The following is a 17,639-nucleotide window of genomic DNA, read 5'->3' as shown; positions in this document are numbered from 1 at the left end:
CGCGCAGGTCAGAGATCGGCGTGCAGGCCCCAGACGCGCTCCGCGGAGCTCATCCACGAGAAAGCGCGTGATCGATCCGCACCGAGCACGCTGAGCTTTCGAGCGCCCGCTCCCACCGCGTCCTCGATGGCTTCGGGGAGCTCGGATGCGGGGACGATCGCTCCCCCGTCGACGATGACGTCGCGGTGCGTCTCAGCCTCGACCGCGACCACGGGAACGCCCAGCGTCATCGCCTCGATGACACGCCACGGCCACGCGGCGACGTCGCTGGTGGCGACCAGCGCCGACGCTCCCGCGAACACGGCTGCCCGGTCGTCGCGCGAGAGCGTGCCGCGGACGTGCGCCCGTGACTCGGGCAGCCCGGCCGCCGCTGCAGCCTCGGCGATCCGCGGCTCCGTCCCCTCCGGCGCGTCGAGCACGACGGCGTCGCGCCCCGCGGCGAGGGCGGCGGTGAACCCTGCGCTCAGCGAGTCGAGGGTTCCCGTGAGGACGATGTAGCTCGCCGGAAGAGACAGCGCCTGACGGCGGGCCGCGGCGTCGAGCGGCACGACGAATCCCTCGGGCGCGGCACCCGGGATCACTCTGACACGGCCGCCGACCTTCGCGATCTCGGCGAGCCGCTCGCCCATGGCATGCGACGGAACGACGATGGCGTCGGCGTGCTTCGCCGCCCGCTTCAGCATGGCCCTGTGCCAGGCGACGGTGGTCTTGGGCAGGCAGTCGGGCGCGTCCCACGCCTGCAGGTCCCAGAGCGTCACGGTGGTCTGATCGTGGTCGTGGACCCGGTCGTGGCGAATCAGCGGCGCCATGAGCGAGGGCGCGTGGATCAGTCCTCCGCCCACTCCCGGCGCGAGTCCGAGCTGCCACGAGGTCGCCAGCTCCCGTCGGGCGAGAGGCAGCCGGCGCACCTCAGCGATTCCCGTGATCGACACCTCGGCGCCGGCCGGGACGATGGCCTCCACATCGCATCCGGAGGGAGCGGTGGCGACGAGGCCTGCGGCGAGGTCCCTCGCTGCGAAGGCCTGGTCGGCGTTCACGACGTGCGCCAGCTGATCCAGAACGATACGCAGCCGAGCACCCATGCGACAACAGTAATCGCCTCCGCCCCGTGATCCTGGGAGCGTGACGGCGTGCGACGAGAATCATCGCCACCGCCCTCCGCCGATCCGGCGGTTTCATGCTTGAATGCACGAATGAGTGACGGACGCCTTCCGGTACGCCGCCATTGGCTCCGCTGGGCCATCGGCGTGATCGTGACCCTTCTCGTGCTCGCGATCGGGTGGGTCACGGTGCGGGGCATCGGAGCGGTGAACGATCTGCAGCAGGTCGCGACGTCCTCGAAGGGGCTCAAAGCCGCGATCGGCGAAGGTGATCTCGATCGCGCGGCCTCCCTGTCGCGGAGCATCGCCCATCACGCGCAGTCCGCGCATTCGCTCACCTCCGATCCGATCTGGAACGGATTCGCCGCAGTGCCGTGGCTCGGCCCCAACTTCTCCGCCGTGCGAGACGTGTCGGAGATCGCCGACGACGTCGCCTCCGATGCCCTGCTGCCCGTGCTCGACGCGGCCGGTGCGCTGAACCTGGGCACTCTGGGTCTCTCCAACGGCGGGATCGACCTCGCTCCGTTCGCGGCGATCGAGCCGCCGCTCGCCGACGCGAGCTCCACTCTCGACGCCGCTGAGGACCAGGCGCTCGCGATCGACGCCGATGCGACGCTCCCTCCCCTCGCCGACGCCGTCCGCGAGATGCGGTCGACCGTGACCCAGGCCGCGACGATCGTCGGGTCGCTGCACGGCGCCGCCGCGTTGCTGCCGAGCATGCTCGGCGCCGAGGGGCCCCGCTACTACGTCCTCGCGATGCAGAACAACGCCGAGCTCCGTTCCTCCGGCGGCATCGTCGGGGCGATCGCCCTGGTTCTCGCAGAAGGCGGACGCATCAGCCTCGTCCAGCAGGCCTCCACGGCCGACTTCCCGCCGCTCGACGCTCCTCTGCCGGTCAGCGAATCCACGATCGCGCTCTTCGAGGACCGCCCCGGCCGCTATCTCCAGAACATCACGAGCATCCCCGACTTCACCGAGGCGGGTCCGACCATCGCCGCGCGGTGGCAGCAGCGGTTCGGGACGCCGGTCGACGGCGTCATCGCGGTGGACGCCGTCATGACGCGCAACCTCCTCGCGGTGACCGGTCCCCTGCCCTTCGGGCCGTTCACGGCGGACAAGGACACCGTGGTCGATCTCCTGCTGTCCGAGATCTACGCGGCCATCCCCGATCCTCTCGTGCAGGACGAGGTCTTCGCGCAGGCGGCTTCCACGTTGCTCGGCGCCGCCCTCTCGAGCGCGGATCCGAAGGACCTCGTCGGCGCTCTCGCCGAGTCTGCGGCCGAGGACCGCATCCGGATCTGGAGCGCCCACGAGGACGAGCAGTCGCTCCTCGCATCGTCGACCCTCGGCGGCGCACTTCCCGAGGACGACTCCGAGACCCACGTGGGCGTGCTCCTGAACGACGCGACCGGCGCGAAGATGGATTACTACACGGATGCCGAGATCACGACGTCGATCGGGCTGTGCGACGGGCAGCCCACGACGCAGGTCCGGGTGACGTGGACGAGCGACGCCCCCGCGGACGCCGCCACCTCGCTCCCGATCTACGTCACCGGCGGAGGCACCTATGGGGTGTCGCCCGGTTCCGTGCGCACCCTCATCTCCGTGTACGGCCCCGAGGGGGCCACGCCGGTGCACATCGACCGCGACGGCGAGGAGCAGCCGGTGCAGACAGCGCTGCTCGGGACCAGGACCGCCGTGCAGCACGACGTCCTCCTGGCGCCCGGGGAATCGACGACCGTGACGGTCGAGTTCCAGGGCACGGGGGCCGGCGAACGGCTGACGGTGGTCGATCACACGCCCATGATCGACGGCCCCGACATCTCCCGCACAGAACTGCGTTGCGCGTCGTGACTTTGCCCCCTCGATGATGTAGTGTCATCTCCACTGGGGAATATCTGGGTTCAGCAATTCTGTCGTGGGGACAGGATGAGCCCACGCAGACGGATGCAGGGGTGTATCTGGATGCGATTCCGCGTGAATTTCTGGGGAGAATCATGCTGAAGAAATTGGCCGCAATCGGCCTGACCGCTGGCGCATTGGTGCTCATGGCACCGTCTGTCGCCTCCGCCGCACCGACCGTCCCGACCGCGGACGACTCGTATGCGAACACGCCCCGCGTGGCCGTCGAGGATCCGATCATCGACACCTGCGAGGTCTCGTCCGTCGCCTTCGGCGCGGGCTACTTCCAGCCGTCGGAGAACGTCGGCGTGTCCGTCTCCGGTCAAGACGCCGGCGACTCCGCGATCTCGGGGAACACGGCGGCTGCCGACGGCAGCCTCCTGGTGACGTTCCGTCCGCCGTCCGACGGAGAGGGATCATATTCCCTCGCCTTCGCGGGGACGCGATCGTACACCGCGACCATCACCGTGTCGCAGGGTCACGACGCCGCCACGAGCTGCGATCACGATCCCGGCGTCGCGGCGGCGGGCACCGAGTTGCCGCTCACGGGCGGGAGCCTCGAGCTCGCGCTCACGGGCGGCGAAGTCTCGCCGTGGGTACTCGGGGGTGGAGCGGCCGCACTGGTCGCTGGAGGAGCACTCGTCGCCACCGGCGTCGCGCGTCGCAAGCGCGCCTAGGTCAGATCCTCGCTCTGCGGGGGTCGACTGGACGACGGTGATCCCTCCCCCTCCGATCACCGTCGTCTGGCGAATCCGGTCCTGGACCGGGGGCCCACGACGGCCACCTTCCACTCTCGGGTGACCGTCGTGGGTTTTTGCGCGCTCCTGCGCCTGGTCAACTGCGCCCCGTCAGTTGGCGCCTCGGGGTCACGGCGTCGGTGCAGGGGTCTCCGTCGGAGGGTGCAGCGTCTGCTGGACCAGCTGATGGATGAAGGCGTAGTCCGGTTCGTACTCGTCCACACCGGTCTCGGGCGTGAGCTCGATGGTCGTCACCTGCTGCTCCTTCGCCTTCGTCATGAGATCGAAGAACTCGGGCAGCTTGTCCTGCGGCAGATCCGTACTGATCAGCGCCGTCCCGGCCGCAGCGACCTCGTTGAAGCGGGTGAGCACGGTCTGCGGGGTGAACTGAGCGAGGATCGCCGCCTGCAGCTCCCGCTGCCGCTTCATCCGATCCCAATCGCTCGTCGTGTAACGAGAGCGGGCGTACCACTGCGCGGTGTCGCCGTCCATGACCTGCTCGCCGGGTTCGATCCACCCGATCGCCCAGGCGTCGACGTCATAGGGGTCCGTCCCATCGGGCGGGCCGCCCTTGGGCAGACGCTCCGTGACGGTGATCTTGACGCCCCCGAGGGCGTCGACGAGGTCGGCGAAGCCATGCATGTCGACGAACACGTAGTACGGGATCTCGATGCCCAGGACGCCCTCGGCCGCATCCTTCGTCGCCTCGATACCGGCGTCCGACCCGTGTGCGGCCGCATCGGGGTACAGGCTGGCTCCGGCATCCTCGCGGCAGATCTCTGCGGCGTTGCGGACGTGGTTCATCCAGCCGTTCCAGCCGCACGAGCTCGAGCTGTGCCCTTCGAAGCCGTCGGGGTACAGCGCCTGCATCGGGCTGCCGCCGCTGAACGGCGCGTGGGGCAGCTCGCGCGGGATGCCGGTGATCGTCACAGCGCCCGTGCTCGCGTTCACCGACACCACGGAGATGCTGTCGAACCGCATCGAGTCTCGGCCTTCGCCGCTGTCGGCTCCGAGGAGCAGGATGTTGTAGTACCCGTCGCTCGGCGGCAGGCTGGGGCCGCTCTGTCCGAAGATGGAGCTGATCGTGTTGCGCGCAGAGCCCACGACGGACGCCGCGTAGGCGGTGGCCCCGCCGACCAGGCCGAGCAGAAGAAGAGCGACGAGAGGGATCGCGAACTTCGACAGACCGGGCACCTTGACGAGCCGGACGAGCCGCAGGACGTCGAAGGTGAGCACGATCCACAGCACGACGTACGCGACGAGCAGCACCTGCACGAGCGTGAGCAGGGCGGCCGAGAAGAAGCCTCCTCCGACCGTGAGCCAGAGCAGCACGGGGCGCGCGAACAGTGCGAGCCCCGCTGCCACGACGACGAGGAACCATGCGAGGAGCGTCGCGCCCAGGCCGAAACGGCCCAATCGGCGGCTTCCTGCGAGCACCTGCGCCGAACCGGGGACGAGGACGTTGAGCAGCACCAGCCACCAGCCGCGCTTGGTCATCATCGACGCGTCCGAGGTGTCGGGACGACGCAGCGGCCGTGTCTCGATCAGCGGCCGGGTCGCTCCGCGCGGCGGCGCCAGCGTCACAGCGAGCCCTTCAGCCGTTCGTTCTTCTCCTCGACCTGCACCTCGAGGTCCAGCGCGTACGCCTCGACGCGGTCGGCGAGTTCGTCGTCGGACGTTCCGAGGATGCGCACGGCGAGCAGGCCGGCGTTGCGCGCACCGCCGATGGAGACCGTCGCCACGGGGATGCCGGCAGGCATCTGCACGATCGAGAGCAGCGAGTCCATGCCGTCGAGGTACGCCAGCGGAACCGGCACACCCACCACCGGCAGGGGCGTCATGGAGGCGAGCATGCCGGGAAGATGGGCTGCTCCCCCGGCGCCTGCGATGATGACCCGGATGCCGCGGCCACGTGCCTCGCGTGCGTACTGCATGAGCTTGTCTGGCGTGCGGTGGGCCGAGACGACCTCCACCTCGTGCGGGATGCCGAAGTCCGTGAGCGCCTGCGACGCGTCCTTCATCACGCGCCAGTCGGAGTCGGAACCCATGACGACGCCGACGAGAGGCGCGGTGGAGGAGTGCAATGGCTCAGTCACTCACTCAGGCTACGGTCTCGGGCTGAGAGAAACCCCGAACGGCACGCCCTGCGCGACCATCGTCCGGCGGGTCAGTCGAAGTGCGCGGCTGCCGCGCGCGCCGTGTAGACCGCGTCATCGAGGTCATCTCCCGACACGTTGACATGCCCGACCTTGCGACCCGGTCGCGGGGCCTTGCCGTAGGTGTGGATCTTCGCCGACGGATGCTCGCTCATCGCGGCCGCGAACCGGTCGCCCATGGTCCCCTCTGACGGCCCACCGAGGATGTTGACCATCACCGACCACGGTGCACGGGGCGACGGGTCGCCGAGCGGAAGATCGGCGACGGCTCGCAGGTGCTGCTCGAACTGCCCGGTGACCGCACCGTCCTGGCTCCAGTGGCCGCTGTTGTGAGGTCGCATCGCGAGCTCGTTGACCAGGATGCGCTCGTCGTCGGTCTCGAAGAGCTCCACCGCCAGCATGCCGGTGACGCCCAGCCCTTCGGCGATGGAACGACCGATGCCCTCCGCCACCTCGACGAGGCGCCCTGCGGCAGCCGGCGCCGGTGCGATGACCTCGGCGCAGACGCCGTCGCGCTGCACGGTCTCGACCACGGGGTACGCCACGATCTCACCGCTGGGCCGCCGCGCGACCTGCTGCGCGAGCTCACGCGCGAAGGAGACGAGCTCCTCGACCAGAAGAGCCTCGCCCTCGGCGAGACCGCCCAGCCAGTCCTGCGCCTCGTCGGCCGACCGCACCACGCGGACGCCCTTGCCGTCGTACCCGCCCCGCGGGGTCTTCACCACACCGGCACCGCCATGCGCATCGAGGAACACCTGCAGCTCCGCGGCGTCGCGAACGGGCGCCCAGTCGGGCTGGGGCACGCCGAGCTCGGCGAGGCGCGCCCGCATGACGAGCTTGTCCTGAGCGAACTGCAGGGCATCGGGACCGGGATGCACGGCGACGCCGTCGTCCACGAGGGCGCGCAGCACCTCCTGCGGCACGTGCTCGTGGTCGAACGTGACGACGTCGACATCCGCGACGAAAGCGCGCACCACCTCGAGGTCGCGGTAGTCGCCGACGGCGGTCGCCGCGAGCTGAGCGGACATTCCCTCGTCTTCAGCGAGGACTCTGAGTTCGAGACCCAGTTCGACCGCCGGGGCGATCATCATCCTGGCCAGCTGACCTCCACCGATCACGCCCACACGCAGCGCCATGTGCCGCCTCCATTCGTCCAGACCATTCTCGCGCATCACTGCGCGTGTCGATCACACGCCGGCGCCTGACCTCCGGCGAACGATCGGTTCAGAATTCGCCGGGCCCGTCGTAGGAGGACTGGGCGTCGCGGTGGGCGAGGATCTGACTGACCTCGATCTGGTCGGCGAGGGTCTCGTGGACGAGCGTGACGTTCGGCACGTTGAGCAGCCGCAGCGGAGCATCGACCCCGTTGGAGAGCGTGATGGTGCCCGCTCCCCACAGGCGCTGCGCGAGGCCCCTGCGAACCCCGATCGTGTACCCGCGGGCGTGTGACATCTCGCGACGGCTGCGAGAGCCGATGCCCTGGTTCACGATGACCCGACGGGTCGTCACCGTCGTCGTGCGCGAGAACCAGACGATGTACGGCACGACCACGAGCAGCAGCACGACCGCCCCGGCCGCACTCAGCAGCATCCAGTTCTCGAACGGCTCGGGAAGGTTGTCGAAGAAGTAGGCAGTGGCTCCGAAGACGGCGATGAGCACGAGGGCCGACCAGAAGAGCCGGCGGGCGTGTCCCCGGAAGCGCGCGATGAGCAGCTCCTCGCTGGGCGCGCCGGGGGGTGGCATCGTCGGCCGTCCGCCGAGAGTCACTGGCTGGGTCACCCCTCCATTGTGCCTGTCACCACTGACAAGAGGCTCTGTTCGCCGGGCGTGTCAAGCTCGGGAGGCCCGCACATGCACGACGTCGCCCGCCGACACCGCATGGTCGACGCCGTCCGCGCGCACCACGAGTCGTCCCTCGCCGTCGAGCGCAACCGCCACCCCCTCCAGCAGACGATCGCCGGGGAGCGACACCCGCACCGCGAGGCCGATCGTCGCGCAGCGGCGGATCACCTCTGCATGGAGGCCACTCAACAGAGCGTCGTCGGACGCGGCGAGCGCGGAGACGAGACCGTCGAGTCCGGTCAGGTAGCGGACGAGGAGCAGGTCGACATCCACGTCGACGCCGAGGACCGCGAACGACGTGGCCGACGGCACCGGAAGCTGATCCGGCGTCATCGTCGTGTTCACGCCCGTGCCGACGATCACGGCCTCGGTGGTGGCCTCGGCGAGAATGCCGCAGATCTTCCGACCGTCGACGAGGACGTCGTTCGGCCACTTCACCTCGACGGCGTGCTCGGGGAGCTGGTCCGCCACGGCATCCGCCATCGCCGCACCCGCAGCGAGCGGGATCCATCCCCGGAGGTCGACGCGCGAAGGCAGCCGCCGCAGGAGGACGGAGACCGCGAGGGACGTTCCCGCCGGCGCCGTCCAGGTGCGGTCGAGCCGACCTCGGCCCGCCGTCTGGTTGTCCGTGATCACCGTCGACAGATGGGGCCAGGCCGCGACCTCGTCAGCCGAGGCGCGGAGCTCCGCGTTCGTCGACCCGGCCTCGGCGAGCACATCGATGCGCGGGACGACCGCGCGGACGAGCGGAAGCTCCATGCTCAGACCTCCTCGTCGTCGACCTCGTCGTCGTCGTCGTCCTCGTCGCGGCGGATCGCGCCGACCTCGTGCTGGTGCCAGCGGTCCCACTCCTGCATGAGGCGCTCGATCGCCGTGTGGAACTTCTCGGTGGCCACCCCGGGTGTCGTGTCGCCGAAGTAGTGCTGGACCCACATGCGGAGCCTGGCGATCGCCGCCTCGTCCGCCCGCACGCGCTCGACCTCTGACACGATGTCAGACGCGGAGCCGGCCGTCAGCCACTCGCAATCGGACAGATAGCCGTTGGTGTCGATCGAGGCGCGTTCGTCCTGCGGCCTCGTGATCATCAACGGCTTGCCCACGGCCAGGCGGTCGTACACCATCGCCGAGATGTCCACGATGGCGACGTCGGCCGCAGCGAGCTGCCACCCGAGATCCGCCCCGTCGTCGTAGACGTGCTGGGCGGACGGGTCGGCGCTGTTCGCCGCGGAGATGGCCGCGACGATCCGGCGGTGCGCTGCGCCGTACTCGTGGTCGACGACTCCGCTGCGCGGATGCGGGCGATAGACGACCCGGTGCTGACGCGACGCGAGCAGGGCGCCCATCAGCTTCTCGCCGTGCGTGGCGATCGAGCCGTAGTGCGCGCTCGGCCGGTCGCCTTCCCACGTCGGAGCGTAGAGGACCACCGTGCGGTCGTCAGGGGTGTAGGGCAGCGACCCCGCGTAGTGGTCGGCCTGCGGCCGGCCGATCTCGATCGTGCGTCCGTCGATGTCGTAGTCCCACAGCGTGCGCGAGAGCCGGTCCCGAGCCGCCTGACCGGCGACCAGCGCGTAGTCGTACGCCTTGTACTGGTTCGTCGTCATGTACATCTTGTCGGACTCGCCATGGTTGATGAAGACGTGCCACCGACGCCCGTATCGGAACATCTGGAAGTTGCGGGTGTTCTGATTCACGTAGAGCACGACCCGGATGTCCTGCGTGGCGATGAACCGCTCGAGATCCCCGATGGTCGGGACGAACGCGACGGGAGGCGCCTCCTCGTCGAGCAGCCGGTCGGCTCCTGTGGCCGAGCGCGCGAGCACGACGACCGGCCAGCGCCGTGCCAGTTCGGCGAGCGGACGGTACCACTGACGCATCTGGTACATGTTCACGGCGCCGTCCGCGAAGTACACGGCGACGCGGTAGCGACCGGGCTCGTGGGGCTCGCTCGCGGCGAGACGGCGACGCACCCGCTGCACGGCGGTGCGAGAGACGAGCGCCCGCTTCAACAGACGGTAGGCCTTCTTCGAATCGGACACTGCACCCATCCCTCCAGGATACCGAGCGACGTCCGGGCGCGATCACCCGAGCGCCGCGGCGCATCCGCCACGGTCAGCGTTCGTCCCGGCCGCTCATGCCATGATCGTCATGTGCCAGACATCGACATCACCTCTCCCGAGCCCGGGGTGTCGTTCGTCATGCCGGTCCTGAACGAGCGCGCCTATCTCGAGCACGCCGTCCGCTCCGTGCTCGCGCAGGAGCTCGACCTGCCGGCCGAGCTCGTCCTCGCGCTTGGCCCCTCCTCCGACGGCACCACCGAGCTCGCTCGCGAGCTCGCCGCCCACGATCCGCGCATCCGCCTCGTCGACAATCCCGCCGCCCACATCCCGGTCGGGCTGAACGCCGCGATCCGGGCGAGCCGCTACGCGACGATCATCCGGGTCGACGCCCACTCCGAGCTCTCTCCCGGGTACGCGGCGCGTGCTCTCGAGACCCTGGAGCGCAGCGGCGCGGCGAACGTCGGAGGCGTCATGCGCGCCGATGGACGCACGCCGTTCCAGAAGGCCGTCGCCCGGCTGTACAACTCGCCGGTCGGCCTCGGCGGAGGCGCGTATCACGGAGGCACAGAGGAGGGCGAGGCGGAGTCGGCGTACCTCGGGGTCATGCGACGCGAGGTCCTCGACGAGGTCGGCCTGTTCGACGAGTCGATCCGCCGCGGCGAGGACTGGGAACTCAACCTGCGGATCCGTCAGGCCGGGCACCGGGTCTGGTTCGATCCGCAGCTCGCCGTCACCTACTGGCCGCGCGAGAGCTGGCTGCGACTCGCCCGCCAGTTCCGCGCGACGGGTGCATGGCGAGGAGAGCTGGTCCGGCGGTTCGGCCGTCGCAACGGCATCCGCTACTTCGCTCCCCCGGGTCTCGTCGTGCTCGTGGCCGTCGCCGCTCTGGTCGGCGTGCTGCAGGCGACGCGTGTGATCGGCGGCGCCCTGTCTCTCGTCTTCTCCGCGCTGATGTACCTGCCCCTGCTCGTCTACGTGCTGCTCGTGCTCGCGGTCGCCTCCTCGCCCTCCGGCGGTGGCGTCCGACAGCGACTGTGGACGGTGGTCGTCCTCCCCACGATGCATCTGTCCTGGGGCCTGGGCTTCATCGGCGGTGTGCTGCGCGGCGCACGGGACACCGTGGATGCGTCGCGGCTCGGCACCCGCAACACGCCGCTCCCGTAGCGTGGGACATCATCGGACGGGCCGGAGAGCCGGCCCGCTCAGCGTGTGACGAACCCCTGATCGAGGATGCGCGCGACCACCCGCTCTGCGGCATGGCCGTCGTCACGCGCGTTGAACTGCGCGCGCCATGCCGCGTAGCGCTGTGCGTAGGCCTGCTGCATACCCTCGTCGGCGAGCGCTGCCACGAGCTCGTCCTGGGTGTCGACCAGCGGGCCCGGCGCCCGGGACGCCAGATCGAAGTAGAACCCGCGGAGCTGCCCGCGGTAGTGCGCGAGGTCGGGCACGAGGAAGTACATCGGCTTCCCCGTGACGCTGAAGTCGAACATCACCGAGGAGTAGTCCGTGATCAGCGCGTCGGCCGCCAGCAGCAGCTGGGCGGTCTCCGGATAGCCGGTCACGTCGATCACTCTCGCACCCGCGCGATCGCGTCCCTCCTCGATCGTGCGCGAGTGCCCGCGGACGAGGACGACGGAGTCGGTCTGCTGTGCGAGCTTCTCGGGATCGATGAAATCGACCATCTCCTTGCGGTCATCGCGCCAGGTCGGGGCGTACAGGAGCACGCGCTCCCCCTCGTCGATCCCCAGCGACGCACGGATCGACCGGCGGTCTCCGGTGACGAGCGCGTCGTTGCGCGGGTACCCCTCGACCCAGATCGGACGCCCGAAGAACGCATACGCCTTGCGGAGGATGCGCTCGGAGTACGTGTTCTGTGCGAGGAGCACGTCCCATCGACGCGACTCCTTGACGACGGCCGCCATGCGACGCGGGTCGAATCCGGGGCGGTGCAGAGCCAGTCGCTTGAGAGGCGTGCCGTGCCAGGTCTGCAGCACCCGCTGGCCGGGTTTGCGCGCGAAGCGCCGACGCAGCCAGTCGTTCACGACGAGCAGGCGTGCCGAGGCGCGGGCCCGCCACCATTCCGGGCTTCCCTCGACGACGGCGACAGCGCCCTCGGGCACGGCGACCGACAGGTCGACCACACTCCAGTAGCGCACCACATCCGGCGCCTGGGCAGCCAGGGCGCGGTCGATGGCACGCGGATTGCAGCCGACGCTGCGCCCGTAGAAGCTCTCGAAGAAGACCGCGTTCTCGCTCGCGCCGGAGTGAGCGACGTAGCGTCCTTCGAGCGTCGCCTGCCCCTCGACCGTCTCGTACACGGGGTCGATCGGAGCGGCGATCCGCGCCGTGGCACCGTCGAGCGCGATCCGCACACCCGACAGCACGTGCGCGGCGATGTGGAGATCCTCCAGCTCGACGCCCGGGATGCGGATCTCGTAGCGGCCCGTGGGCAGAGGCAGCTCGACGCCGCCCCACCTCGATGCCCGCAGGGGGAAGGTCGCCGTCCAGTTCTTCCCGCCGCCGGTCATGCGCGCGTCCACGCGCGCTCGGGGCCCGATCAGCTCCGCCGCCGAGGGGCGCTCGCCGGTCCCTGCGATGACCAGCGTCTCTGCCGTCTCATCGATCCGGGCGGTCGTCATGCTGCTCCCTTCGGCGCGGGAATCCCCCGCGCACGGATTGTGTCGTACACCCGACGGGTGTTGCGTCCGTCGCGGAACGCATGCATCTCCGCGCTGAGCGTAGCGGAACGGCGGGATGCCGCCTCGAACACGCCGTCGTCGGCGAGCAGGGCGCCGAGCCGGAGGAGGACCGCATCCCAGTCCTCGGCGACATCCGACCCCGCGACATCCTCGTAGCGACCGTAGAATCCGCGGGTCCTCGCGTACTCCTCGGCGTCCGGCGCGAGATAGAGCACCGGCATCTCGAGAAGCCCGACGTCGTACGCGAGCGAGGAGTAGTCGGTGATGAGGACGTCGATCGCGGGGAGCACCGGAGTCACATCGGGGACGAGACCGGAGCCCAGCATCCTCACCCTGCCCGTCTTCGGCGGGTGGTAGCCGCCTTCGCCGAGCGGATGCGAGCGGATGAGGAGCGCCGCGTCATGCTCCTCCAGCGCGCGGACGATCGCCGTCCACTGCGCCGTGTCAGGGATGGCGGGATCGGCCGCGCCGTCGCGCCAGGTGGGCGCGTAAAGGATCGTCCGGCTTCCCACGGGCAGCTCCTCGCCGAGGGCATGACGCAGCACGGAGGAAGCGCGGGCCGTGCGCTCGTCAGCCGTTCCCTGGGAGAGCACATCGACCCGCGGCTCGCCGGTGACCACCACGCGATCGTCACCCAGCGCGAAGGCCGATTCCAACCGCCCTCGCGATCGGTGCGAGGCCGCGGGGAGCACACGGATGCGCTGGGCCGCGCTGCGGTAGAGGAGCCCGATGAGCCGTCGAAGCAGCGAAGCGCCGGGAACGGCGGGGACCTGCGTCGTGGCGGGTGAATCCAGACCGATGCGCTTCAGCGGGATGCCGTGCCAGAGCTGCACGACGAACGCTCCGGAGTCGGCGTAGCGATTGACGTCCCCGAGCCCGTGGGTCACGACCACGACCGCGGCGCGCGCCGTCGCCCACCAGCCGCGAAGGGTGTCTTTGCGGACGGTGCGGATGCCGAGGGCCGCGGCGTCCTGGTCCTCACGGTCGGACGCCGTCAGCCAGAGTGTGTCGTGGCCGCGCTCGTCGGCCAGCCTCCAGAGCGCCAGGGCCCCGTCGCCGATCCCCGCGCCGCACCCGAAGACCCAGCGGTCTCCGCGGGGAACCAGCAGCGTGCCGACGCGCCCCGCGAGATAGAGCGGGATCCGCAGCAGCTTGGCCGCATTGCCGGATCCGAAAGAGAAGGACGCCACCCCGCGAGCCTATCGCGGGGTGGCGTCCTCACCTGGCAGCGGCCGAGACGGCGGGCCTCAGCCGGCGAGATCGCCCAGGGTGACGTCGATCTCATACTCCTTGCCGCCACGGATGTAGGTGACCTTCGCATCACTGCCGCCGGCCGCGGCCCTGACCTGTGCGGTGAGATCGCTCGCGCTGGTGATCGGAGCGCCGTTGAACGCGGTCACCACGTCGTCGGTCTTGAGGCCCGCCTCGGCAGCGGCGCCGCCCGGGGTCACGTCGGCGATGTAGGCGCCGGCGACCGAGGCGCCCTCGACACTCGCCGCGTCCTGCACCGATGCGCCGAGCAGGCCGTGGGTGGCTGCGCCGTCGGCGATGATCTCCTCCGCCACGCGCTGAGCGATGTTCGACGGGATCGCGAAGCCGATGCCGATCGACCCCGACTCTTCGGAGCTCCCCGAGCTCGCGATCGCCACGTTGATGCCGATCAGCTCACCCTTGCTGTCCACCAGGGCGCCTCCGGAGTTGCCGTGGTTGATCGCGGCATCGGTCTGGATGACGGCGATCGAGATCGATTCGGAGGTCTGCTGGTTCGTGTTGCCCGGCAGGTCGAACTGGAACGGACCCTCGCCCTCTTCAGGGGTCTGCTGCTCCTGGGGGGCGTCTTCGGACGACGAGTCCGGCAGAGCGGACGATGCGATCTGGATGCTGCGGTTCAGCGCGCTGACGATGCCCGTGGTGACGGAGTTCGACAGCCCCAGCGGCGCGCCGAGGGCCACCGCGGTGTCGCCGACGTTGAGCTCCGACGAGTCGGCGAACTCGATCGGCGTCAGGTCCTCTGCCCCGGTGAGCTTGATGACGGCGAGGTCGTAGATCGGGTCGGTGCCCACCACGGTCGCCTCGAAGATGCGTCCGTCGGACGTCGTGACGCGGATCGCGGGATCCGCTGCCGCACCGCCGAGGGTCACGACGTGGGTGTTCGTCAGCACGTAGCCGTCGTCGCTGATGATGACGCCCGACCCGCTGCCGGCCTCGTTCGCCCCGGCGACCTCGATCGTGACGACCGACGGGAGGGCTTCGGTGGCGACGGCTGTCGTCTCGTTCACGGATCCGGGGTTGTTCACGGTGACGGTGCTGGGGCCCTGAGCGACTCCGGTGGAGTCGTCGTTCGAGATGCCGTCGAGGATCGCTCCGCCGCCGAATCCGGCGACACCGCCGACCAGGGCTGCGGCGACGACGATGGCGGCGAACTTCACGCCGGCGCGGGGCTTCTGCTGCTTCGTCGCGGTGTCCGCGCCGAAGGGCTGCGTCGGCTGATCCGCGGTGTGGATGCCGAAGGCCGCGCCTCCGGCCGTGGCGGTCGGAGCGCCGGGATGCGTCGGGGCACCGGGATGCGCGGGAGCGCCGTAGCCGGGCGCCTGCGACGCCGGAGGGGCGAATGGGTTCAGCGGCGCGGCCGGAGTTGCGGCGGGCGTCGAGGTGAACGTCGACGGGACCTCGTGCCCCTGGCCGGGGCGCGGCGCCGCGGCGTCGGCGCCGGTGGTCTGAGCGGCGGCATGCGTCGTCGAACGGTCGACGACCTCTGCTGCCTGGGTGGACGGCACGGCGTCGTGCGACGCGGGTGCCGAGTGGTCCTGGGTGCTGTCTTCGTTCATGGTGTGTGCTCCTTCAACAACGCCCCTTCAGAGTGACGCCTGTATCTGTGCGTTTCGTATGGCGAAGATGAGTTTCACCTATGGCCTTAGCCTGTTCTTCATGAGTGTCATCCCAGGCGCGTGGCGGCGCACGGCGGCAGGTGCCGGTCTCTTGGCCGACGACGGAACCGTCGCCCCCACCATCTTCGCAGAGATGTCCGCGGCAGCGGCCAGGACCGGGGCGATCAATCTGGGCCAGGGGTTCCCCGACGAGGACGGTCCCGCCGAGGTGCTCGAGGCTGCGCGAGCCGCGATCTCGGCCGGTGCGAACCAGTACCCGCCCGGACGGGGACTGCCCGACCTGCTGGCGGCGATCAGCGAGCATCAGTCGCGCTTCTACGGCCTCACCGTGGATCCGGAGCGCGAGGTCATCGTGACCGCGGGTGCCACCGAGGCGCTCACGGCCGCTCTGCTGGCCCTCATCGACGGGCCCGACGACGAGGTCGTCGTCTTCGAGCCCTATTACGACTCCTACGCCGCGGCCGTCGCCCTCGCCGGCGCCCGCTTGGTCACCGTTCCGCTGCGAGCCCCCGACTTCCAGCCGGACGCCGATCGCCTCGCCGCAGCGGTGACCGATCGCACGCGCGTGATCCTCGTGAACGATCCGCACAACCCCACCGGCGCGGTGTTCGGACGCGAGATCCTGGCCGAGATCGTCCGGCTCGCCGACAGACACGACGCGATCATCGTGACGGATGAGGTGTACGAGCACCTCTCGTTCTCCGCTCCGCACACGCCGATCGCGACGCTTCCCGGTGCGGCATCGCGCACGCTCACGATCTCTTCCGCCGGCAAGACGTTCTCGACCACCGGATGGAAGATCGGCTGGGTGCATGGCCCCGCCCCGCTGATCACGGCGGTGCTCACCGTGAAGCAGTATCTGACCTACGTCAACGGAGCGCCGTTCCAGCCGGCGGTCGCCGTGGGGCTGCGGCTCGACGACCGGTACTTCACGGAGGCCTCCGAGACCCTGGCGCGCAAGCACGAGGTGCTCGGTGCCGGCCTTCGAGCGGCGGGTTTCGAGGTGCACGTACCGCAGGGCGGGTACTTCACCGTCGCAGACGCCTCGCCGCTCGGCGGGCGGGATGCCGCCGCCTTCTGCCGCGCGCTGCCGGAGCGGGCGGGAGTGGTGGCCATCCCGTTGAGCGCCTTCACGTCCGCGCACCACCGCGCCGACTATGCCGGGCTGGTCAGATTCGCCGCATGCAAGCGCATCGAGGTGCTGGAGGAGGCGGCGGCGCGACTGGCGACCGGCTTCGGAGACCGCTCGTCTCAGCGAGGCCGCACGGCATAGCGCCGCATCTGCAGGGAGGGATTCACGGCGCGCACGCGCTCGATCACGGACCGCTCGACGACGGATACGGCCATGCCCTCTTCGGAACCGACGCCGGCGAGCACCACGCCCTGCGGGTCCACGATCTGCGAGTGGCCCACTCCGATGGGGGCGGGGTGATCGGCCGCCAGGACGTATGTCGTGTTCTCGATCGCGCGCGCCGCGAGCAGCGTGGTCCAGTGGTGCTCCTTGAGAGGACCGCGCACCCACTCCGCAGGGACGACGAGCACATCCGCCCCGGCGTCGACGAGTCCGCGCGCGACCTCCGGGAACCGCAGGTCGTAGCACGTCATGAGACCGAACCGGATGCCGGCGACCTCGAAGGTCGACGTCGTCAGCTCCCCCGCTTCGATCCAGTCGGACTCCTTCTGGCCGAAGGCGTCGTACAGGTGCTGCTTGCGGTACGCGCCCAGGATCCCGTCGCCCCGCACCGCCACCACGGTGTTGTGTACGTGTGTGTCGTCGGACCCGTTCTCGACGAGCCCCGCGACGATCACCACCCCGTAGTCCGCAGCGAGGGCGGTGAGAGCCGCCACGAACTCGCCGTCCAGACTCTGCGCGTTCTGCGCCAGGGTCGCATCCATCGGGTTCACGAAGTAGCTGGAGTACTCGGGGAAGACCACGAGCTTCGCCCCGCGCGCCGCGGCCTGTGCGGTGAGCGCGGCGATGCGGTCGAGGTTCGCCGCGCGCGAGTCCGTCGGGGCGAACTGGCAGACCGCGACGGGCACAGCGGCGGAGGAAGTGACATCGGTCATGCTCACATCCTCCCGCATCGGTCCGAGCGTGGCCTCGATTCGCGACCTCTCAGAATCCGTGTTAGGCTATAACTCGTGCCGCGGGGTGGAGCAGTTCGGTAGCTCGCCGGGCTCATAACCCGGAGGTCGCAGGTTCAAATCCTGTCCCCGCAACAAATGAAAGGCCCTCTGATCGGGAGAAATCCAGATCA

At 69.9% G+C, this 17,639-nt stretch carries 15 protein-coding genes and 1 tRNA gene; 5 read left to right on the top strand and 11 right to left on the bottom strand.

Annotated features, from left to right (window positions below):
• Positions 1 to 8: 8 nt before the first annotated feature.
• Positions 9 to 1,082, bottom strand: a complete 1,074-nt coding sequence (locus tag BN2660_RS11260; protein WP_091231765.1) for a glycosyltransferase — start codon at positions 1,080 to 1,082, stop codon at positions 9 to 11.
• A gap of 111 nt (positions 1,083 to 1,193) precedes the next feature.
• On the opposite strand from BN2660_RS11260, the gene BN2660_RS11255 reads away from it, so the two are divergent.
• Both BN2660_RS11255 and BN2660_RS11250 read left to right on the top strand, forming a co-directional pair.
• Positions 1,194 to 2,954, top strand: a complete 1,761-nt coding sequence (locus BN2660_RS11255; RefSeq protein ID WP_091231762.1) for a DUF4012 domain-containing protein — start codon at positions 1,194 to 1,196, stop codon at positions 2,952 to 2,954.
• Between the two features lie 143 nt (positions 2,955 to 3,097).
• Positions 3,098 to 3,679 carry a hypothetical protein gene (locus BN2660_RS11250; RefSeq protein WP_091231759.1) on the top strand — a complete coding sequence of 194 codons (582 nt, stop codon included), beginning with the start codon at positions 3,098 to 3,100 and terminating at the stop codon, positions 3,677 to 3,679.
• A gap of 189 nt (positions 3,680 to 3,868) precedes the next feature.
• Here BN2660_RS11250 and BN2660_RS11245 read toward each other — a convergent pair whose 3' ends face one another.
• The 6 genes from BN2660_RS11245 to BN2660_RS11220 form a co-directional block, all read right to left on the bottom strand.
• Positions 3,869 to 5,323 carry an LCP family protein gene (locus BN2660_RS11245; RefSeq protein ID WP_255305131.1) on the bottom strand — a complete coding sequence of 485 codons (1,455 nt, stop codon included), beginning with the start codon at positions 5,321 to 5,323 and terminating at the stop codon, positions 3,869 to 3,871.
• Positions 5,320 to 5,787, bottom strand: coding sequence for a 5-(carboxyamino)imidazole ribonucleotide mutase (purE, locus tag BN2660_RS11240; protein WP_091233593.1), 468 nt, complete (start codon positions 5,785 to 5,787; stop codon positions 5,320 to 5,322). Before purE ends, BN2660_RS11245 begins: the two co-directional genes overlap by 4 nt.
• 119 nt (positions 5,788 to 5,906) lie before the next feature.
• Positions 5,907 to 7,031, bottom strand: coding sequence for a 5-(carboxyamino)imidazole ribonucleotide synthase (locus tag BN2660_RS11235; RefSeq protein WP_091231756.1), 1,125 nt, complete (start codon positions 7,029 to 7,031; stop codon positions 5,907 to 5,909).
• Between the two features lie 88 nt (positions 7,032 to 7,119).
• The gene (locus BN2660_RS11230; protein WP_255305130.1) at positions 7,120 to 7,674 is read right to left on the bottom strand and encodes a PH domain-containing protein; all 555 of its coding nucleotides are present in this window, start codon (positions 7,672 to 7,674) and stop codon (positions 7,120 to 7,122) included.
• A gap of 51 nt (positions 7,675 to 7,725) precedes the next feature.
• Positions 7,726 to 8,496: a biotin--[acetyl-CoA-carboxylase] ligase gene (locus BN2660_RS11225; protein WP_091231753.1), complete on the bottom strand. Its 771-nt coding sequence runs from the start codon at positions 8,494 to 8,496 to the stop codon at positions 7,726 to 7,728.
• A 2-nt stretch (positions 8,497 to 8,498) separates the two neighbouring features.
• Positions 8,499 to 9,782: a CDP-glycerol glycerophosphotransferase family protein gene (locus tag BN2660_RS11220; RefSeq protein ID WP_091231749.1), complete on the bottom strand. Its 1,284-nt coding sequence runs from the start codon at positions 9,780 to 9,782 to the stop codon at positions 8,499 to 8,501.
• A gap of 102 nt (positions 9,783 to 9,884) precedes the next feature.
• Here BN2660_RS11220 and BN2660_RS11215 point away from each other — a divergent pair, with 102 nt between their 5' ends.
• Positions 9,885 to 10,958 (top strand): glycosyltransferase family 2 protein, encoded by a 1,074-nt coding sequence (locus tag BN2660_RS11215; protein ID WP_255305129.1) that lies wholly within the window; start codon positions 9,885 to 9,887, stop codon positions 10,956 to 10,958.
• Positions 10,959 to 10,996: 38 nt separating this feature from the next.
• Here the strand turns inward: BN2660_RS11215 and BN2660_RS11210 are convergent, their stop codons facing one another.
• From BN2660_RS11210 to BN2660_RS11200, 3 genes are read right to left on the bottom strand one after another with little or no spacing between them, the layout of a single operon-like run.
• Positions 10,997 to 12,433, bottom strand: coding sequence for a CDP-glycerol glycerophosphotransferase family protein (locus BN2660_RS11210; protein ID WP_091231746.1), 1,437 nt, complete (start codon positions 12,431 to 12,433; stop codon positions 10,997 to 10,999).
• Positions 12,430 to 13,683 (bottom strand): CDP-glycerol glycerophosphotransferase family protein, encoded by a 1,254-nt coding sequence (locus tag BN2660_RS11205; protein WP_091231742.1) that lies wholly within the window; start codon positions 13,681 to 13,683, stop codon positions 12,430 to 12,432. Before BN2660_RS11205 ends, BN2660_RS11210 begins: the two co-directional genes overlap by 4 nt.
• Positions 13,684 to 13,740: 57 nt before the next feature.
• The gene (locus BN2660_RS11200) at positions 13,741 to 15,321 is read right to left on the bottom strand and encodes a S1C family serine protease (RefSeq protein ID WP_091231739.1); all 1,581 of its coding nucleotides are present in this window, start codon (positions 15,319 to 15,321) and stop codon (positions 13,741 to 13,743) included.
• Positions 15,322 to 15,421: 100 nt separating this feature from the next.
• On the opposite strand from BN2660_RS11200, the gene BN2660_RS11195 reads away from it, so the two are divergent.
• Complete coding sequence (locus BN2660_RS11195) at positions 15,422 to 16,654, top strand: aminotransferase class I/II-fold pyridoxal phosphate-dependent enzyme (RefSeq protein ID WP_091231737.1); 1,233 nt, start codon at positions 15,422 to 15,424, stop codon at positions 16,652 to 16,654.
• Here the strand turns inward: BN2660_RS11195 and BN2660_RS11190 are convergent.
• Positions 16,633 to 17,448 carry a carbon-nitrogen hydrolase family protein gene (locus tag BN2660_RS11190; protein WP_091231734.1) on the bottom strand — a complete coding sequence of 272 codons (816 nt, stop codon included), beginning with the start codon at positions 17,446 to 17,448 and terminating at the stop codon, positions 16,633 to 16,635. The two genes, BN2660_RS11195 and BN2660_RS11190, sit on opposite strands and share 22 nt — an antisense overlap.
• Before the next feature lie 79 nt (positions 17,449 to 17,527).
• Here BN2660_RS11190 and BN2660_RS11185 point away from each other — a divergent pair.
• A tRNA-Met gene (locus BN2660_RS11185) sits at positions 17,528 to 17,601 on the top strand.
• The last annotated feature ends 38 nt before the right edge of the window (positions 17,602 to 17,639 follow it).

This window comes from Microbacterium sp. 3J1 (assembly GCF_001049495.1).
Lineage (GTDB): Bacteria > Actinomycetota > Actinomycetes > Actinomycetales > Microbacteriaceae > Microbacterium.
The sequence above is the reverse complement of the archived record's forward strand: the minus strand, read 5'-3'. Positions and strand labels throughout refer to the sequence as shown.